Origin of the sequence: Halomonas sp. M1 (assembly GCF_029581375.1) — a bacterium.
In the GTDB taxonomy this organism is placed as follows: Bacteria; Pseudomonadota; Gammaproteobacteria; order Pseudomonadales; family Halomonadaceae; genus Vreelandella.
In genome coordinates, this window is sequence record NZ_CP121119.1 from 1405963 (window position 1) to 1423784 (window position 17822).

The 17822-nt window shown below is 57.7% G+C and carries 14 protein-coding genes and 1 pseudogene; 6 read left to right on the forward strand and 9 right to left on the reverse strand.

The window, feature by feature from the left end:
- Positions 1 to 78 precede the first annotated feature (78 nt).
- From P8S54_RS06365 to P8S54_RS06380, 4 genes are read left to right on the forward strand one after another with little or no spacing between them, the layout of a single operon-like run.
- A complete protein-coding gene (locus tag P8S54_RS06365; protein ID WP_281443700.1) occupies positions 79 to 1608 on the forward strand; it encodes a glucan biosynthesis protein G in 1530 nt (509 codons plus the stop codon).
- The gene (gene mdoH / locus P8S54_RS06370) at positions 1601 to 3571 is read left to right on the forward strand and encodes a glucans biosynthesis glucosyltransferase MdoH (RefSeq protein WP_281443701.1); all 1971 of its coding nucleotides are present in this window, start codon (positions 1601 to 1603) and stop codon (positions 3569 to 3571) included. Before P8S54_RS06365 ends, mdoH begins: the two co-directional genes overlap by 8 nt.
- On the forward strand, positions 3571 to 4383 hold the full coding sequence (locus tag P8S54_RS06375) for an FkbM family methyltransferase (RefSeq protein ID WP_281443702.1): 813 nt from the start codon (positions 3571 to 3573) through the stop codon (positions 4381 to 4383). The genes mdoH and P8S54_RS06375 overlap by 1 nt, the downstream gene beginning before the upstream one ends.
- A complete protein-coding gene (locus P8S54_RS06380) occupies positions 4380 to 5159 on the forward strand; it encodes a creatininase family protein (RefSeq protein WP_281443703.1) in 780 nt (259 codons plus the stop codon). The genes P8S54_RS06375 and P8S54_RS06380 overlap by 4 nt, the downstream gene beginning before the upstream one ends.
- A 5-nt stretch (positions 5160 to 5164) precedes the next feature.
- On the opposite strand, the gene ribA is transcribed toward P8S54_RS06380, so the two are convergent.
- Positions 5165 to 6271, reverse strand: a complete 1107-nt coding sequence (gene ribA, locus P8S54_RS06385; protein WP_281443704.1) for a GTP cyclohydrolase II RibA — start codon at positions 6269 to 6271, stop codon at positions 5165 to 5167.
- Positions 6272 to 6587: 316 nt separating this feature from the next.
- Here ribA and P8S54_RS06390 point away from each other — a divergent pair, with 316 nt between their 5' ends.
- A complete protein-coding gene (locus P8S54_RS06390) occupies positions 6588 to 7211 on the forward strand; it encodes a RibD family protein (RefSeq protein WP_281444071.1) in 624 nt (207 codons plus the stop codon).
- Between the two features lie 117 nt (positions 7212 to 7328).
- On the opposite strand, the pseudogene P8S54_RS06395 reads toward P8S54_RS06390, so the two are convergent.
- From P8S54_RS06395 to P8S54_RS06410, 4 genes and pseudogenes are all read right to left on the reverse strand, one after another.
- Positions 7329 to 8198 (reverse strand): annotated as a pseudogene (locus P8S54_RS06395) (lysylphosphatidylglycerol synthase transmembrane domain-containing protein); the annotation flags it as partial.
- Between the two features lie 3 nt (positions 8199 to 8201).
- Positions 8202 to 10157 (reverse strand): glycosyltransferase, encoded by a 1956-nt coding sequence (locus tag P8S54_RS06400; RefSeq protein WP_281443705.1) that lies wholly within the window; start codon positions 10155 to 10157, stop codon positions 8202 to 8204.
- Positions 10154 to 10552, reverse strand: a complete 399-nt coding sequence (locus tag P8S54_RS06405; protein ID WP_281443706.1) for a 6-carboxytetrahydropterin synthase — start codon at positions 10550 to 10552, stop codon at positions 10154 to 10156. The genes P8S54_RS06400 and P8S54_RS06405 overlap by 4 nt, the downstream gene beginning before the upstream one ends.
- Positions 10553 to 10594: 42 nt before the next feature.
- Positions 10595 to 11575 (reverse strand): zinc-binding alcohol dehydrogenase, encoded by a 981-nt coding sequence (locus P8S54_RS06410; protein ID WP_281443707.1) that lies wholly within the window; start codon positions 11573 to 11575, stop codon positions 10595 to 10597.
- 275 nt (positions 11576 to 11850) lie between these two features.
- Here P8S54_RS06410 and P8S54_RS06415 point away from each other — a divergent pair, with 275 nt between their 5' ends.
- Positions 11851 to 12663 (forward strand): CDP-alcohol phosphatidyltransferase family protein, encoded by an 813-nt coding sequence (locus P8S54_RS06415; protein ID WP_281444072.1) that lies wholly within the window; start codon positions 11851 to 11853, stop codon positions 12661 to 12663.
- A gap of 38 nt (positions 12664 to 12701) precedes the next feature.
- Here P8S54_RS06415 and P8S54_RS06420 read toward each other — a convergent pair whose 3' ends face one another.
- From P8S54_RS06420 to astD, 4 genes are all read right to left on the reverse strand, one after another.
- The gene (locus P8S54_RS06420; RefSeq protein WP_281443708.1) at positions 12702 to 13730 is read right to left on the reverse strand and encodes a methionine synthase; all 1029 of its coding nucleotides are present in this window, start codon (positions 13728 to 13730) and stop codon (positions 12702 to 12704) included.
- 27 nt (positions 13731 to 13757) lie between these two features.
- Entirely contained in the window at positions 13758 to 14735 is a 978-nt protein-coding gene (locus P8S54_RS06425) for a DUF1852 domain-containing protein (RefSeq protein ID WP_281443709.1), read from the reverse strand.
- Positions 14736 to 14947: 212 nt separating this feature from the next.
- Positions 14948 to 16306 carry an N-succinylarginine dihydrolase gene (gene astB, locus P8S54_RS06430; RefSeq protein ID WP_281443710.1) on the reverse strand — a complete coding sequence of 453 codons (1359 nt, stop codon included), beginning with the start codon at positions 16304 to 16306 and terminating at the stop codon, positions 14948 to 14950.
- Positions 16303 to 17775: a succinylglutamate-semialdehyde dehydrogenase gene (gene astD / locus P8S54_RS06435; RefSeq protein WP_281443711.1), complete on the reverse strand. Its 1473-nt coding sequence runs from the start codon at positions 17773 to 17775 to the stop codon at positions 16303 to 16305. The genes astB and astD overlap by 4 nt, the downstream gene beginning before the upstream one ends.
- Positions 17776 to 17822 lie beyond the last annotated feature (47 nt).

Below are 17822 nucleotides of genomic sequence, written 5' to 3' on the forward strand. Positions count from 1 at the left end.
ATCGTATAGTTTTCGTTCAAATATTTCATATACTGATTTTGCTGGCTCTCTTTTTACATAACCGAAAGGATCTCGCTCATGGGTGGCCGTTTTACAGCAAGGTGCATACTGTCGTTAAGCTGCTTGATTGCTCTTCCTGCCACCGCCAATGATGACGAGGTGTTCAATCACGTTATCGAGCGCGCCCAAGCACTCGCCGATGCGCCCTATCAAGCACCTGAAGAATCGCTGCCCAGCGCGCTTAAGGAGTTGAGCTATGACGACTATCGGCAAATTCGCTTTAACCCTGATCGGGCGTACTGGCGGGATGAAAGCCCTTTCTCAGTTCAACTTTTCCATAGCGGGTTTTTATTTCAAACCCCTGTGAACATTAACATTGTCGATAGTGGCGATGTGTCTCCGCTGCCCTTTTCAACGGATGATTTTAACTACGACCACCAAGCTAGCCACCTGCTTGAAGAGGATCTAACCGGCAGCGGCCACGCAGGGTTTCGTTTGCACTACCCGATTAACAGCGACGACTATGCCGACGAATTCGCCGTTTTTCTGGGTGCCAGCTACTTTCGTCTGATTGGCCGTGACCAGACATACGGCCTATCTACCCGGGGGCTGGCGATTGATACCGTATCCAGCAAGGGTGAAGAGTTTCCGGCGTTCCGCGAGTTCTGGCTTTATAAACCCGACGAAGAAAGCAGTGCGTTTACGCTGCTCGCGCTAATGGATAGCCCTTCGCTCAGTGGCGCTTACCGGTTTATTATCCAACCCGGTGAAAACACCCAGGCTGAGATAGAAGCAACGCTATTCGCGCGGGAAGATGTAGAAAAGCTTGGCGTTGCGCCCTTAACCAGTATGTTTGCCTTTGGTGACATCAACCCCGAACTGCCAGATGATTTTCGCCCTCAGGTTCACGACTCCGATGGGCTGCTGATTCACACCGGCGCCGATGAGTGGATCTGGCGACCGCTGGATAACCCATCAGCCGTGCGCGTTTCTACTTTTTTAGATAACGCCCCCTCAGGGTTTGGCTTAATGCAGCGGGAAAGAGATTTCAGCCGCTATCTGGATTTAGAAGCCCACTACCACCGCCGCCCGAGCCAATGGGTGGAACCCCTGGAAAATTGGGGCGCAGGTCATGTAGAACTGGTGGAAATACCCACCCCTGATGAAACCCACGACAACATTGTCGCTTACTGGGTAGCTGAAGATGCGTTAAACGCCGGTGAGTCGCGCCGCCTGCACTACCGCACCTATACGCTGAACACTCAACCAGATGAGCACGCGCTAGGACAGGTCATGCGCACCCGCCATGGCAACGCCGCGGTACCGGGGCAAGAAGACTCCTCCTCTGCCAACCAGCGCCAGTTTATTGTCGACTTCCACGGCGGCGTTCTTGAAGAGATCAGCCCTGACCAGCCGGTTGAGCTTGATATCAGCTCGCTTTCTGGAGAAATACTGCTCCCCCAGGTAACCCCCCTACCCGAAGGTGGTTGGCGCGCCCGTTTCAGGATTCCCGCTGACAGCACGCCTCATGACATCCGGCTTCGGCTACTGCTGAACGACGAGCCTATCAGCGAAACCTGGAACTACGTATGGTACCCCGATGCCTGAAAACCGCGAGGCTATGCTCTCTCTCCCTTGGCTAAGATGCCGCCGCGCTTTTTTTGCGATCATCGTCGTCGCTACCAGTATTGCAGGCAGCGCTGCCATGGTGCAGGTGGTGACCCACCTGCCCCTGGGCTGGCAAATAGCGATGCTCACGCTATTTGTGTTGACCTTTAGCTGGGTTGCCCTTGCTTTCTGGGGTGCCGTCTGTGGCTTTGTGCTTTGCATGCTGCGCCTTGATCCCCTGAGTTTGCGCCGCGTTCCTTTCTTGCCCTCGGATGCAAAACAGCTGACAGGCCGGACAGCGCTGGTCATGCCGATCTATGCAGAGCCCCCTATTCCCACTATTGCTGGTTTAGAGGCCACCTGCCGTTCGCTGCTGCATCAGGCGAACAGCCTCGGCTCAGGAGCGGTAATAGGTGATCACGTTGAAGTATTTATTCTGAGTGATACCCAGGATAAGGCTCTAGCACGGGAAGAGGCAGGCCACGTGGCGGCCCTACAGCAGCGACTTGACGGACACCTAGAGGTTCACTATCGCCGCCGCCCTAATAACCTTGGTCGCAAAGCTGGCAATATTGCCGAGTTTTGCCGCCGCTGGGGACGTCGTTACGACTATCTAGTAGTGCTGGATGCCGACAGTCTGATGAGCGGCGCCACGCTTTTACATCTTATTGATCGCATGCAGCGCCAGCCCAAAGTGGGCCTGATTCAAACCGTACCGATACCGGTGGGGCAGCGCACCCTCTTCGGTCGCTTTAGCCAATTAGCATCGGCGCTTTATAGCCCCATGCTGGCGGCCGGGCAGAGCTTTTGGCAGGGCGATGCCGCTAATTATTGGGGCCACAACGCGATTGTTCGTACCCGTGCTTTTATGGCCCACGCAGGGCTACCCTCCCTTTCAGGTAAGCCGCCTTTGGGTGGTGAGCTGCTCAGCCATGATTTTGTAGAAGCAGCGCTGCTTAAGCGCGGCGGCTGGCAAGTGCTGCTGGATACAATGGCCACCACCGCCGTATCACGCCATGACCCTGCCGTTAGCGCCTCGCATAATAGCTTTGAGGCTATGCCCAGCAATCTACTCGACTTTGCCAAACGCGACCGCCGCTGGCTGCAAGGCAACCTACAGCATTTGCGGCTGCTTAACGGCGCAGGCTTTCATTTCATTAGCCGTTTGCACTTCTTTTTTGGCGCATTTGCCTACCTCTCTTCGCTGATATGGCTTGGCCTTCTGGTGTGCACCAGCATCCTGGTAGGGTATCAAGCCGTGGAGTCTCAGCCTCACTACCCTTTGCCTCAGGCACTCTCCCTTGGGCTACTCTCGGTCACGCTGGCCATGCTGGTAGCCCCCAAGCTATTAGGCCTTTTACTCACCTACTGGCAATGTCCTCACGGGTTTGGTGGGCGCCTGCGGCTTATTACCAGCACCTTGCTAGAGATTCTGTTTGCGGCCTTAATCGCCCCGCTAATGATGGCGTGGCATAGCCTGTTTATTATTAATGTCTTGATAGGACGGGCCATTGACTGGCAAACCCAGCATCGGGGCGAGCGTTCGTTAAGCTGGAAAGAGTGCTGGCGCCATGCAGGCTGGATGACGCTTGGTGGCGCTGCTTGGGCAGGCATGCTGGTGCTTTTTTCGCCTTCGGCGTTTGGCTGGCTAACGCCCGCTTGGCTGGGGCTCATCGCGGCAGTGCCCATCGTCAAATACACCAGCAGCGCTACCTGGGGCAGTGCGGTGAGCCATAAGGGTTTACTCCGCACCCCCAGTACCGTTATCACGCCGCCGCTCTTAGCAGATTTTGTAGCTCTCACCGCCCTCAGCCATCAATCACTTGGTCAACGCCCTGTACACACGGGCATACTGAAACCACCGCCTAGCGAGTTACCTGGCGAGATGCCATGCCAATCGTTTTACCAGCACCGTCTCCCGCCCGCTAAAGCAGCCTCCCCCTCGGCTAAGGAGCGTTACTAATGCCCTCTGCTTTTTTTCAACAGCTACGCAGTGCCAGTGGTGTGGCGCGCTCGCTTTTTATCTACTGGCGCCCAGGCAGGCAGCGCAGCTTACAGCGTCTCTACCGCCCTTTTATTCAGCCGGGAACGGTAGCGTTTGATATTGGCGCCCATTTAGGCGACCGCAGCGCAGCGTTTCACGCACTGGGAGCTCATGTTGTGGCGCTAGAGCCGCAGCCTGCACTGGCCAAATGGTTTAAGCGGTTGGTTAACCAGCCAGGGGTCACGCTGCTGCCGTTAGCCGCAGGCCCACAGCCTGGCTTTGCAGATATCGCTATTAGTGTTGGCAACCCTACCCTATCGACGCTTGCCACCGAGTGGCGCAGCCAAGTAAGCACGCGCAACCCTGGTTTTCGTCAAATCGCGTGGGAAGAGAAGCTCAAGGTAGAGGTCACCACGCTGGATCAACTGATTGCGACGTATGGCGAACCTAGCTTTATTAAGATTGACGTTGAAGGCTTTGAGGCTGAGGTGCTCATGGGGCTTACCCACCCGGTCGCCGCCCTGTCAGTGGAGTTTGTCGCCGGTGTATTAGAGGTCAGCCATGCCTGTATGGAACAGCTTGCTCGCCTGGGCGATTACCGTTTCAATGCTATCGCCGGTGAGCAGCGCAAGTTCCGCTGGGAAACATGGCAGTCGCCCGAAGCGATCACCCAGTGGCTAAACAGTGGCGCCGACGGGCTGGCTTCTGGCGACCTTTACGCCTGCCGGAGCGATCACCCTTTGCTGAACGCACCCAATAACCTCTCCTATCACGAGTCACAACACGAATGATTTATCACTGGCAAACCCTCACCGCCCCACGGCTGGCGGCTATCGCCAAAGGCAGCCCGGTAGCGATAATGACCCTCGGCGCCATTGAGCAGCACGGGACCCACCTGCCGTTAGGCACCGACCTGATCATTGGGGAAGGGTTACAGGCTGCCATGCTGGATATGATCGACCCAAGGGTCGATGTGCTCTGCCTACCGGCTGTGGCCGTAGGCGCTAGTGATGAACACGCCGGTTTTGCAGGAACACTCAGCCTTCCCGCTCCCCTCGCCATCGCCACGTTAGAGGCTTATGGCACAAGCATTGCCCGCGCGGGCATACAAAAACTGGTGCTGATCAATAGCCACGGGGGCAATAAAGCCGTGATGGATCTTGCCGCACTGACACTGAGAAAGCAGTTTGCGATGCGGGTGGTAAAAGCCACGTATACGCGACTACCCGCCCTAAAAGATGCCATTGACCCAGAAGAGCTTCGCTATGGCCTGCATGGTGGGCTACTGGAAACCGCGATGATGCACTATTTGGCCCCATCACTGGTGACGCTGGATGGCTATCAACCAACACCACCGGCCATGCCTGCGCCCGGCGCCCTTGTTAGCCCGGAAGGGAGCGCCGCTTTTGCTTGGCTTGCGGAAGATTTAAGTGCCCAGGGCGTTGCAGGTGATGCCACCGGTGCCAATGCTGAGCTGGGTGAGCGACTGGTCAAGCATTACGCGGCACAGCTGGCACAAGTGGTGGCCGAAACCGCCCACTTGCCACCACTGACTGCTCAACGTTAACACCGTTACCGACCACGACCCTCAAGCACATCATCCAGAAAGTGCCCTGCACGATTGGCTTTAGCGCTTAAATAGCGGTGGTTATGGTCGGTCACGCTGCCATAAAGCGCTTGGCGAGAGACCACCTCAATGCCGCCTTCACGTAGGGCGGCCATTTTCAATGGGTTGTTGGTTAATAGCTGCACTTTGTTGATGTCCAGCGCGTTAAGCATATCCACCGCAACCGCGTATTGGCGCTCGTCATCACCAAAGCCGAGAACCTGGTCAGCGTCTACTGTGTCCAGGCCACCATCTTGTAGCGTATAAGCGCGTAGCTTGTTTGCCAGGCCAATGCCCCGCCCCTCTTGGGCTAAGTAAAGCAGCACACCGCCGCCCATGGATTGAATATCAGCCACGGCGTTACGCAGCTGCTCGCCGCAGTCACAGCGCAAACTGCCAAACAGATCACCGGTTAAACAAGCAGAGTGCATACGCATCGGCACCGCGCCTGAGAGGCGTTCAGGCTGACCAATCACCACCGCTACATGCTCACGCAGGCCGTCAGGCTCCCGAAATAGCACAAAGCGGCTTTCCGCCGCATCTTCCAGAGGGATGCGCGCCTCACTAACACGCTTCAACATACCCGGGGCGCCCGCTAAGCACTTCTCTGCGTCCCGGGCGTTAACCTCCAACAGCTCACCGTTGGCCAACTGTTGATCAATACGCGCAGCCGCTGAAGCGCTTACCTCGGCACTCAGCGCCGCGGGGACTAATAGCGCACGGCGCATTAACGCCACCGCCCCACGCTCACCGACGCCTGCAGGCTTCAGCCCACTCAACAGCGCAGGGGTTAGCGGCGTGCTCTCCTGAGAGAGCGCTAACCGGTGCAGATCAGCTTCACTAACGTGCTTGGGTAGTGGTAAACAGGCGGCATCCGCTGTTAATGCCATTCCCATCGCCTCAAGCCGGTGGCGTGTTAGCACCAACGCTGGGCGCGAACCCGATAATGCAGCCAAGCTGTCAACCGATGCACTGCCTTCTAACGCTTGCACCAGCAGACGCTGCTCACCGGTGTTCACTACTACCGGCAGACCGCGACGAATATCAAAAATGGCGCGTTCAATGTGATACATGTAGGCCTCCAGGTTGCCTTTTATAACGGGCAAAGTTCGCTTGCGCTGGGCAATATGGCCCCGCATGATGAAGTGATACGGTTTGTAGGGAGGCGTTATGCCCAATTCCAGCAGTGGTCAACCCTCTGCCCATGCCAATGGCAGCATCAATAGTGATACCGCGTGGCAGTGGTTGTTGGCGATACGCCATAGCCTGCCCTCTAGCGCTAACATCACGCTTAATCAAAGTGGGTGGCAAAGCCAAGCGGAGGTGACCGATACCGCCCGCGACCTGTTGGACTGCCTCACGCCGCTGGCAGCCCAATCGTGCTGGGTAATGGCTCAACTGGGGCAAAGCCTTGATGGGCGAATTGCCACGGAAAGCGGCCACTCTCACTACATCAACGGCTTTGAAAGCCTGGTGCATTTGCACCGCCTGCGGGCACTGGCAGATGCCGTGGTGGTGGGCGCGGGCACTGCAGCGGCTGACAATCCTCAGCTCACCGTGCGCCATGTCACCGGCCAGCACCCCGTGCGGGTGGTCATTGACCCAAGAGGCCGAGTACCCGCTGAGCATTTGCTGTTCACTACGGATACCGCGCCCACGCTGCATATCACCGGGCCAGATGTTAGCAATGACACACACAACGCCGAACGCTGCGTGCTGCCGCTTAACGCCCACGGGCAGTTCCACCCCCAGGACGTCATCACACTGCTGGCGCAGCGCGGCCTGACACGCGTATTGATAGAAGGGGGCGGCATTACCGTCTCGCAGTTTATTGAAGCAGGCACGGTCGAGCGTCTGCACCTGCTGGTGGCGCCGCTGCTGATTGGCTCCGGCAGGCCCGGCCTGCAAATGACACCTATTGATACCTTGGAAAGCGCCCTGCGCCCGGCGATGCGTACGTTCCGGTGTGGAGATGACACGCTGTTTGACGTTCAACTGCCCAGGCGCCGCTGAAGCGTTTGAAGCCGCCGTTGGCGTAAAAGTCGCGGACGCTGGCGAAGAGGCTGGCGTTGCCTTAGCCCGTTTAGCAAGTGCTACCCAGATGCCAGGCAGGCTAGAGAGCAGTACAAGCACGCCATACGCCAGCGAAACGGCAACGCCTTGCGCTGACGGCAGGCCAACAAATACCCAAACGCCCGCCGCTGCCCCTTCACGCAGTCCCCAACCAGCAATCGAAAGCGGTACCAGCATCGCCAGCAGCAGCACTGGCGCCAGCGCTAGAATATCCACCGCTGCGAGCTCAACACCAATCGCCCGAGCGGCACAAACCATCACCACCCCATAGCTAAACACGATGGTTAACGACGAAAGAAGCTGCCACGGCCATACCTGCCGCTTGAGCAAACTGCGGCGTATTTCCTGCCCAAAAACGGCACTCCACGCTGGCAATGCAATGCGCGAGGTGCGCCGCAGCCATACCGCAATAGCGACGGCGGCTGCTACCAACAGTGCTACGCCAATCACAATGCTCAGCAGTCGCCGCGTACCCAATGCCGCGTGCCATAGGGGCGATGAAAGCAGAGCGAGTAACGTGAGTAGTGCAACCGCGACCTGACCTGACGCGCGCTCAATGACGACCGCGCGCCATGCGCTCCCTTTGGAAGCCGCTTGCCCTGCATGGCGATGGGCGCGCCCCGCATCTCCCAGCACCCCACCGGGCAGCAGCTGGTTAACCAACAGCGCCAGATAGTACTCACGCAGGGCATAACCAAAACGCAGCGGCACCCCCACCAACCCAGCCGTAAACTTCCAGCGCCAAGCGCTCAGCATGACCTGCACCACGCTCACTATCAGCGCCAGCGCCATCCAACCAAAAGAAAAGCGCTGTACTTCGGCAATCACCGCCCCAGGCTCTACCCAAAGCACAATGGCCACCAGCAGCCCCAGGCTAATTAGCCCACGTTGCACCCAGGGGGTGCGTAAAGTGCGCCTGACCCTCATGGGCTATGCCCCATCCGCTGGCAGCGCCAGCAGATCGCGGTGGCCAACCCAAGCACCCACCCTGCCCTGATTAACCGCCTGTTGGCGGCTGTCGCGCCATTGGCTGATGCGTGCTGCTGCTGCAGGTGCTTGTTCGGTGGCTGCTTCTGCCCACCCGGCAATCAGCGCGTGCATTAGCGGCCGCACGACGGGGTTGCTGGAAGTAAGCTGCCACGGCGTGTCCGCCTCACTCACCCGGTAGCCCTGCTGTTTAAAGGCATCAACCAACGCACCATGGGCATCGCCACCTAAGGCAGCGCCCAGCCCCTTATCGCGCTGCTGATGGGCATTGAACAAGCCAAGCACCCAGCGGTCTTCGTCGTTCTCTATGGGGGTTAGCTGTGGATCTGTAAAGCACCATGCGCCAGTGACGCTCATCGCCACGAGCACGCCTTGGCGATGCGTCACACACTGGCTAACCAGCGCTTCTATCCACTCCCGGGAGACAAGGTCTAGCAGCGCAGAGGCCGTCACCAAACGCGCCTTGGCAATGGCCGGATGTTCAAAACTGGTGAGCGATACGCAGTAGCTCTCTATGGATACAGGCTGCCCCTTGGCATCGCGCAGCGCTACCGCTCGCTCGCGTGCCTCCTTGAGTAAGTCAGCATCGTGGTCAAACAGCATCCAGTGCTGCTTACTGGGTAACTGGGGCGCCAGAAACTGCGTATTACTGCCCCGACCACAGCCTAAGTCTGCAATGGTGGCTGCGTGTTCTTGGTCAGGGGAGGCATTATTTACATCGTTGGCAAGCCAAGTAGCGGCTGCTTGGGTAAGCTTCTGACTGCGCGCGTTGGCATCAACACTTTCGCGCAGCGTTAGCCAGTCCGCCTGAAACTGGCTGCCCGCTGCCAACAACGACGGCGGACACTGCAGCGCATCCGCAAAGATAGCCCCGGCGGTTTGCCAATCATTTACGTTGCCTCGCGCTTTCGCAGCGCCGGCACGTAGCTCAGTGCGAAGTGCTGTACCTTGGCAAAAATTGTGTAACGCCTCTTGCAGTGCTGCAACATCCCCAGGTGCAACGCTTAAGCCCGCCCCTTCCGGCAGCGTATCTTTCAGGGCGCCTCCGGTGGTGGTAATCACGGGTAGACCATGGGCCAGGGCTTCGGTGACGACCATGCCGTAGCCCTCATACCAGGAGGGCAATACCAACGCGTGGGCACGCTGATACGCCGCTTCCAAGGTGGCCGGATCGCACTCCCCATGGATCACTACACGACCTGCAAGCCCGTTCTCATCAATAAGCTGCTGTACCCGGCGAGTAAATTCCGCATCTCGGGCGCCGCCATAGCAGTCGCATTGCCAATTAACGGCACTGACACCTGCCAGTGCTTTTACCAATATGTCCTGCCCTTTGCGTGGGGTAAGGGTGGCTACACACAGCAGTCGAATAGGCTCATCAGGCGCTGCCGCTGGGCTGATCGGCGCAGGCGCCACGCCAGGCTCTACCACGCTAATGAGCGCGCTGAGGGGCTGCCCATAGTGCTTGGCAAGTTCACCTAAGCGACGCGCAGTAAACTGGCTGGTCACAATCACTCTAGCAACGCTTGCTATACCGGCTAACTCACTAAGGTGAAAACGCTGTTGAACCTCGCGGCTAAGCCCCTGTTCGTCCCCTAAGGGGTGGTGCAGTAGTGCGGTAATCTCCAGCCGATGGGCGTGTTTACCCACCGCCTCCGGCAATGCTCCCATCGCCAAACCATCGATAATCACCTTCGCGCCGTCGGGCTGCGCCGCTAACGCGGCGCCAAGCGCTTGGGAAGCCGTGTCATCCGCATCGGGGAAACGGCCCGGCAATCCCATCACATCAATAGTAAAACCTTGGCCACGCAGCGCTGAGACTATCTGCGCGTCGTAGATGTAGCCACCTGTCCGCTGGCCCGGCTCACCGGCGACTATCAGCGCCAAACGTTGGCTCATAGCGCGCCTTCATAACTTGCCCAAGCCACATGAGACTCGTGCAGTTTAATCTCCATGTGGGTTAGCCCCTGGGCGGTAGTACCCATTTTGCCCGCTTTAATCGCAGCGGCCAGCTGGTCAAAAATCACTTTAGCCATAAATTCTGTGGTGGTGTTGCGCCCCTTAAATTCGCTCACCTCATCCAAATTTTGAAAGTTATAGTTCGCCAATACCTCTTTGACTGTTTCGCTGGCGAGACCGATATCGATCACCAGCCCGTCCTGATCAAGCTCCGGGCGCTGAAACACCACATCCACCACATACGTGGCGCCATGGGTGCGCTGGGCAGGGCCAAAAATCTCACCTTTAAAGCTGTGGGCGATCATAAAGTGATCACGAACGCATAAACGGTACATAGATGCTCCTGTTATCAATAGAAAACATGTATCAAAAGACGGCTATGGATAGCGAATACGGTGACAAAGTGCGGTACTGCCCGGGCCAAATAGCTGCGCTGCGATGGCAGGAAAGTCAGCGAAATCACTTTCACCGCTAATCAGCGCATCCAGCCGCTGATCGGTGAGTAAACTTAAGGCCAGCGTTAAGCGGCGGCGGTAATCCCAGCGGGGCTGTAAGACAGCGGGCAGCTGTCCAACCTGGCTGGCTCTTAGCGTTAGCCGCTGGGAGTGAAAAGCACCGCCCAGCGGTAACGCCACATCCCCTTTGCCGAACCAGCTCATTTCAATCACACGTCCTTCGTTGCCTACTAAGCTAAGCCCTAGACGCAGACCATCGGGATGGCCGCTGGCATGAATCACACAGTCTTGATCCGTAGGGGCATTTTCAGGCGTACAAAACGCCACGCCTAACTGAGCGGCAAGCGCCTCACGGGCTGGATTAGTATCGATTAAACGCACATCGACGCCAGGGATTTGCGCGCACAAGTACGCGACCAAAGCGCCAACGACCCCAGCGCCCACCACACAAACCCGCTCGCCGAGCATCGGATTTGCATCCCAAACGCCGTTAATCGCGGTTTCCATATTGGCCGCCAGCACCGCGCGGTAAGCAGGCACCTGCTCTGGCAATACCAACACCGCATCCGCGGGTACCACGTAGTGGTTTTGGTGGGGGTAAAGGCAAAAAACCGTTTTATGTAGCAGTTCTTGTGGGCCTTGCGCGACGCGCCCTACGCTACAGTAGCCATACTTAACAGGCGTAGGGAAATCACCGGTTTGGAAGGGAGCACGCATACGCGCGTACTCGCTTTCAGGCACACGGGCGTTAAACACCAGGGACTCCGTGCCCCGGCTAACGCCGCTGTAAAGCGCACGGACGAGGATCTCGCTCTCACCTGGAGCCATTAACGGTTCATGCTTTAGCTCGCCAAAGGCTTCGCGAGTGACCCAAAAGGCGGTAGCAGTATCAGGCACCGACATAACATTTCCTTATGACTGAAGCACTTATTCCATCCTCTACCCCAGCGCTTTGAAAACTAACGCGCCGTTGCATGACTCTTCTACAGCTTAGCGCAGAAAAAAAATGGGGCGATTAACGCTAGTTAAGCATTAGGATGGCCTAAAAAGGTAAAGCCGCTCACAACGTTGATTCTTAATATGGACAGTTCTACCACCGTATACAAGAATGGTACATAGAAAAACAGTTGCATCATTTATTTTTAACTGCGGCTAAACGCGCCGCTCTGTGGGTACCCATGCGTTTCTCCTTCAACGCCCCTTATTACTCACTGCCCAAACGGCTATATAGCGCCGCGGAATTAGTGCTCGGCGGCATTTTTCTATTGATAGTAGGCAGTGGACTACCGGCATTGATGGCTAGCCCAGCGCACTGGGCAGTGGCCTATGGCTTCTACGCCTGTATAAGCCTATTAACGCTGGTTTTTTGGCCCCACGGCCAGCTGGGTTGGGCAAACCGCGTCACGCTAGCGAGAGCCGCCTTGGTGGCGGTTGTTGCAGGTGGGTTAGTGGGCAATGCCTTTATTGCTGGGCTGTGGCAGTGGTTGGCTATTGCGGTGATCGCGCTGGCGTTAGACGGGGTAGATGGCTGGATTGCTAGGCGCACCCAAAGTCACTCTGCTTTTGGCGCCCGCTTTGATATGGAGCTAGATGCCCTGCTAATTATGCTGCTCTGCGTGGGGTTATTAACCCTTGAGCCCACACTAGGCGCATGGGTACTCATCATAGGCGGGATGCGTTACTTGTTTATCGCGGCTAGCGGGCCACTACCATGGCTTCGCCAGCCACTATTCGCCAGTTTCCGCCGCAAGGCCGTATGCGTTTGGCAAGTGGCCGCGCTGCTACTGGCCTTAACGCCACTTACTTCTTCTGTCGCCACTTTCTTACTTGCACTCAGCGCACTGATCACGCTGGCCTACTCATTTGGTGTTGACGTGTGGTGGCTGTATAAACAGCGCTTGGTTGATAAGGCGACAACAAGCCGTGCATCCCCGGAGGGCAAACCTACGAACTCGGACCACGTAACGCCGCCGACAACAGGAGGGCGGTAAACAAGCCCGAACAACTGCTGCCGGGCTCGCCGAGTGGACTACCGGGTAAGTTCCTGCCGCACAATCGCAGCGCCTTCACTCAACGCCTTCAGCTTGCCTTGTGCCACTTTACGCGGCAGGGGCGTCATGCCGCAGTTGGTGCAAGGGTAAAGCTTGTCGGCATCGACGAACTTGAGCGCCTTGCGCAGCGTGTCGGCGACTTGCTCTGGGGTTTCGACCGTGTGGGTGGCTACGTCGATGGCTCCAACCATCACCTTTTTGCCGCGAATCAGTTCGATCAGCTCCATGGGCACATGAGAGTTCTGGCACTCCAGCGAAACAATGTCGATGTTCGACGCCTGCAGTTTGGGGAAGATTTCCTCGTATTGACGCCACTCCGAGCCCAGGGTCTTCTTCCAATCGGTGTTGGCTTTGATGCCGTAGCCATAGCAGATATGCACGCCGGTCTCGCAGGCGACCCCTTCGATGGCTTTTTCTAGAGCAGCGATACCCCAGTCGTTCACCTCATCGAAGAAGACGTTGAAGGCAGGCTCATCGAACTGGATGATATCCACCCCCGCCGCCGCTAGGTCGCGAGCTTCCTGGTTGAGAATTTTGGCAAATTCCCAGGCGAGTTTTTCACGGCTCTTGTAGTGGCCATCGTAGAGCGTATCGACCATGGTCATAGGCCCCGGCAGCGCCCATTTAATGGGCTGGTCGGTTTGCTGACGCAGGAATTTAGCGTCATTAACAAACACCGGCTTCTCCCGCGACACAGGGCCGACCACCGAAGGAACGCTGGCCTCGTAGCGATCGCGTATTTTGACGGTCTTGCGCTGTTCGAAATCGACGCCGCCGAGGTGCTCGATGAAGGTCGTCACAAAGTGCTGGCGGGTCTGCTCGCCGTCGCTGACGATATCGATGCCTGCCTGCCGCTGATCGTGTAAACACACGCGCAGTGCATCCCGCTTGCCTTCGGCCAGCTCATCACCCTGCAGTTTCCAGGGAGACCAAAGCGTCGCAGGCTGGGCCAACCAGGCGGGCTTGGGTAGGCTACCGGCCGTCGATGTGGGCAATAATGTTTTCATCAATAGGTTTTCTCGATAAAAGGTTGATCAAAGGGCGTAATCTGCTGACCATCGCTCAAGTACATGGCGGAAAGGCTCGATGAAATACCGCTCGGTGAACTTACCCTGCTCGACGGCCAGTTGGCTGCGCTCTTCCCGGTCGTACTCAATGCGTGTCAGCGAGTAGTCCTGATGCTTCAAATGGGGTTGATAGACCTTGCCTGCCACCGAATTGGCGTTGTAGATCTCGGGGCGATAAATCTTCTGAAACGTCTCCATCGTGCTGATGGCGCTGATCAGTTCGAGGTCACTGTAGTCAGCCAGCAGATCACCAGAGAAATAGAACGCCAGCGGGGCCACGCTATGGGGTGGCATGAAGTACCGCACCTGCAGGCCCATTTTGGCAAAATAGAAATCCGTCAACGAGGACGCGTCGTTCACGTACTCGACGCCCAGTACGGGATGACGATTTTCCGTTTGGCGATACACCTTGTTGCTAGAAACACTGAGGCAGATCACCGGCGCCTTGCGTGAGAGAGCCCGGTAAGCGTCAGAATCTACGAAACGCTTGAACAGCTTGCCGTGAAGATCGCCAAACCCCTCGGGGATACCAAACTCCGTCCGGCCCTTGTTGTGCTCCGAAAGCCACACGCTGAAATCGTAGTCGCGAACGTAGGAGGAGAAGTTGTTCCCCATCATGCCCTCGATGCGCTTGTCGAGATGCTGGTCGATGATGGTCGTCTTCAACATCTCAATCGCAGGAAAGGCATCGCCCGCTTTTGCCATGTTCAGCTCGCCGGTGATGATATCCAGCTCGACGGCGTAACGATCCGCCTTGGGGTTATCCCAATGCGCCAGGGTATTGAAACGGTTGTTGATCATGGTCAGCGCGTTACGCAGGTTTTCTTGGCAGCGCTGCCCTCTCGCTAGGTTAGCGAAATTAGTCGTGGCACGCGTGCTCTCGGCAGGACGGTAGTTTTCGTCGAACCGGACGCTCTTAATATCGAATGTGAAGTCGTAGCTCATCGCGAACAAGCACCCTATTGATCGAGACTGGCGTAAGCGCTGCGGTGAAGCTCAGCGCCTGATGCCATGTGTGATGTTTCGATGAACAGGCGTTAACACCACGTTCATCGAAGAGGATGCGTACTTTATGCCAGACCATGCACATGAATGAAAAGCGACATTATTTCAACTCACCATGAAATTTATTCATGATGAGTTGTTTCGCGGAGGGTTCAGCCCTGTTGGAACGGGTATACCGGGCCGATTTGCAGCAGCTGAGTCAACTCATCTAGCGCGGTGAGCACTTCTGTGGCGAGTTGGGGGTCAGCGAGGTCTTCACTGGTGAGGCGTTCGCGGTAGTGACGGCTCACCCAAGCAGTGAGGTCATCATAGAGCGCGTCGTTGAGCAGTACGCGGCCAGTCAGCGCAGCGCGCTCGGCTTCCGTTAGCACCACCCGCAGGCGCAGGCAGGCGGGACCGCCGCCGTTACGCATGCTCTGCTTCACGTCTTTAACGATCACTTCGCCGATGGGGTTATTGCCCGCCAGGATGAAGTTTTGAATCGTGTGCCAAACGGCTTCGCGCTCCTGGCACTCGCTGGGTACCACCAGGGTCATGGTGCCGTCTGGGTTGGAGAGCAGTTGGGAGTTGAACAGGTACGATGCCACTGCATCTTCCATGCTCACGGCTTCCACCGGCACCCGCACGGGAATCAGTGGCGTGCTCATCTTGGCGCGCAGCTCGTTCAGCGTGCGCTCTTCATCAAGAAACGCCATTTCGTGATAGAGCAGCACCGGGCCGTTGCCCACGGCAATCACATCGTTGTGGAACACCCCAGCATCAATGGCCTCCGGGTGCTGCTGGGCGAAGACGGTTTGGGCCTCACTCAGATCGTGCTGGCGGGCTACGGCTTGGCTGGCTTCCAGGGTTTGGCGGGCGGGATAACGCTTGGGTTCGCGCTCACCGCTACGCACGTCGCCAAACGCTTGGCGGCCGTAAACGAAGAGATGAACGCCTGGCTCGCTGTATTCGCCGCACAGGCGTGTGTGGTTGGCCGCCCCTTCATCAGAAAACGCGGGCGTGGCGGGCAGCACCGGGTGATGGGCAAAGCGCTGCTCATCGCGGAAAATCGCTTGCAACACGCGGCCAGTGGTTTTCGGCTCCAGGTAGCGGTGAAAGCTGGACTGCAGGTTGGCGGGGGTGAAGTGCACCCGGCCATCCAGTGCATCGACGCTGGGGGTAATCGTGCCTGCGTTAGCCGTCCACATGCTGGAGGCTGAACATACCGCCCGCAGCAGCTGCGGCGCTTGTTTCGCGGCTTGGACGAGGATCTCGCTGTTGCTGCCGCTAAAGCCTAAGTCTCGCAGCGCGCCCAAATCCGGGCGCTGCTGAGGAGGCAGCACGCCCTGGGCGTAGCCTGCGTCCATCAGCGACTTCATTTTGGCCAACCCCTGTAGCGCCCCCTCTTTAGGGTTGGAGACCAAGCCACCGTGGCTCATGGAGGCTACGTTGCCGTGGGCAAGACCCGAGTAGTTATGGGTAAGCCCTACCAAGCCGTCGAAGTTGACTTCTCGAATGCTGTTCACGCTCATAGGTTAACTCCCGGCGGCAGGGTTTCCGGCATCTCCAGGCTCTCGGCTTCCATGGAGGCGACCGGGTAGGCGCAGTAATCCGCCGCGTAGTAGGCGCTGGGGCGGTGATTGCCGCTGTCGCCTACGCCGCCGAAGGGTGCATCGCCAGAGGCACCGGTGGTCTGGCGGTTCCAGTTCACAATGCCTGCACGAATACGCAGCAGGAAGTCGTCCCAATCCGCCTGCTCACCACCAATCAACCCAGCGGAAAGGCCGTAGCGGGTGTCGTTGGCAAGGGCTAGCGCCTCATCCCAGTCCGCGTAGCGATGGATTTTCAGCAGCGGGCCGAAGTGCTCCTCGTCGGGCACCTCAAGGCCCGTCACGTCGATCAGCGCGGGGCTGAGCAGGCTGGTGTTGTCTTTCAAGCGCTGCATGCGGTTAATTACCGTGCCGCCCATAGCTTCTAGCTCGTCTTGTGCTTTGAGCAGGCCATCGGCGGCGGCTACGCTTACTAGGCCGCCATAGAACGGCGCAGGCTCTACTTCAAACTGTCCGGCCACATGCAGCTTGGTGATAGCGTCAGAGAGCGCATCAATCAAGCGATCACCGACCTCACCTTGGGGCACTATTAAACGGCGGGCGCAGGTGCAGCGCTGGCCGCCAGATAAAAACGCCGACTGCAAAATAGCCAGCACCGCAGCGCGCTCGTCGTCGACGTCTTTCACTACCAACGGGTTATTGCCGCCCAGCTCTAAAGCCAAAATTTTATCTAGCTGCCCGGCAAACTGCTGCTGCAGCAGTCCGCCCACTTTAGCGCTGCCGGTAAACAGCAGGCCATCGATACCCGGGTGTGCTGCCAAGGCTTGGCCGACGGCAACGCCTCCCTGTACTAGGTTAATCACCCCGGCAGGAAGCCCGGCTTCTAACCAGCACTGCAGGGTTAAATCGGCGGTTAGCGGCGTTTGGTCACTAGGTTTAAACACTACGGTGTTACCGGCAAGCAGCGCAGGCACCATATGGCCGTTGGGTAGGTGACCAGGGAAGTTATAGGGGCCAAACACCGCCATTACACCATGGGGGCGATGACGCAGCACGGCATTGGCGCTGCCCACTGCTTTTTCGCGCTCGCCGGTGCGCTCATGGTAGGCCTTAATAGAGAGTGCAATCTTACCCACCATCGCTCCCGCTTCGGTGCGTGCTTCCCAAAGCGGCTTGCCGGTTTCACTGGCAATCGCCGTGGCAAGCTCTTCGCTGCGCGCTTTGACAATACTGGCAAAGCGCTCAACAAGCGCTTGGCGCTGCGCAAACGGTGTGCGCGCCCACGCAGGAAAAGCGGCCCTTGCGGCATCAATGGCAGCGCCAACCTGCTCGCTTGCTGCGGAGCCCCCCTGCCACAGCAGTTTGCCGCTGACAGAGTCATGTTTGGTGAAGGTATCGGCTTCGCCGGCTACCCAGGCGCCGTTGATCAGTTGCTGCTGTTGGGCGTGCATCGTTCTCTCCTTCCCTTATGCGTACTTGTTTTGCGTGCCTGCTATAC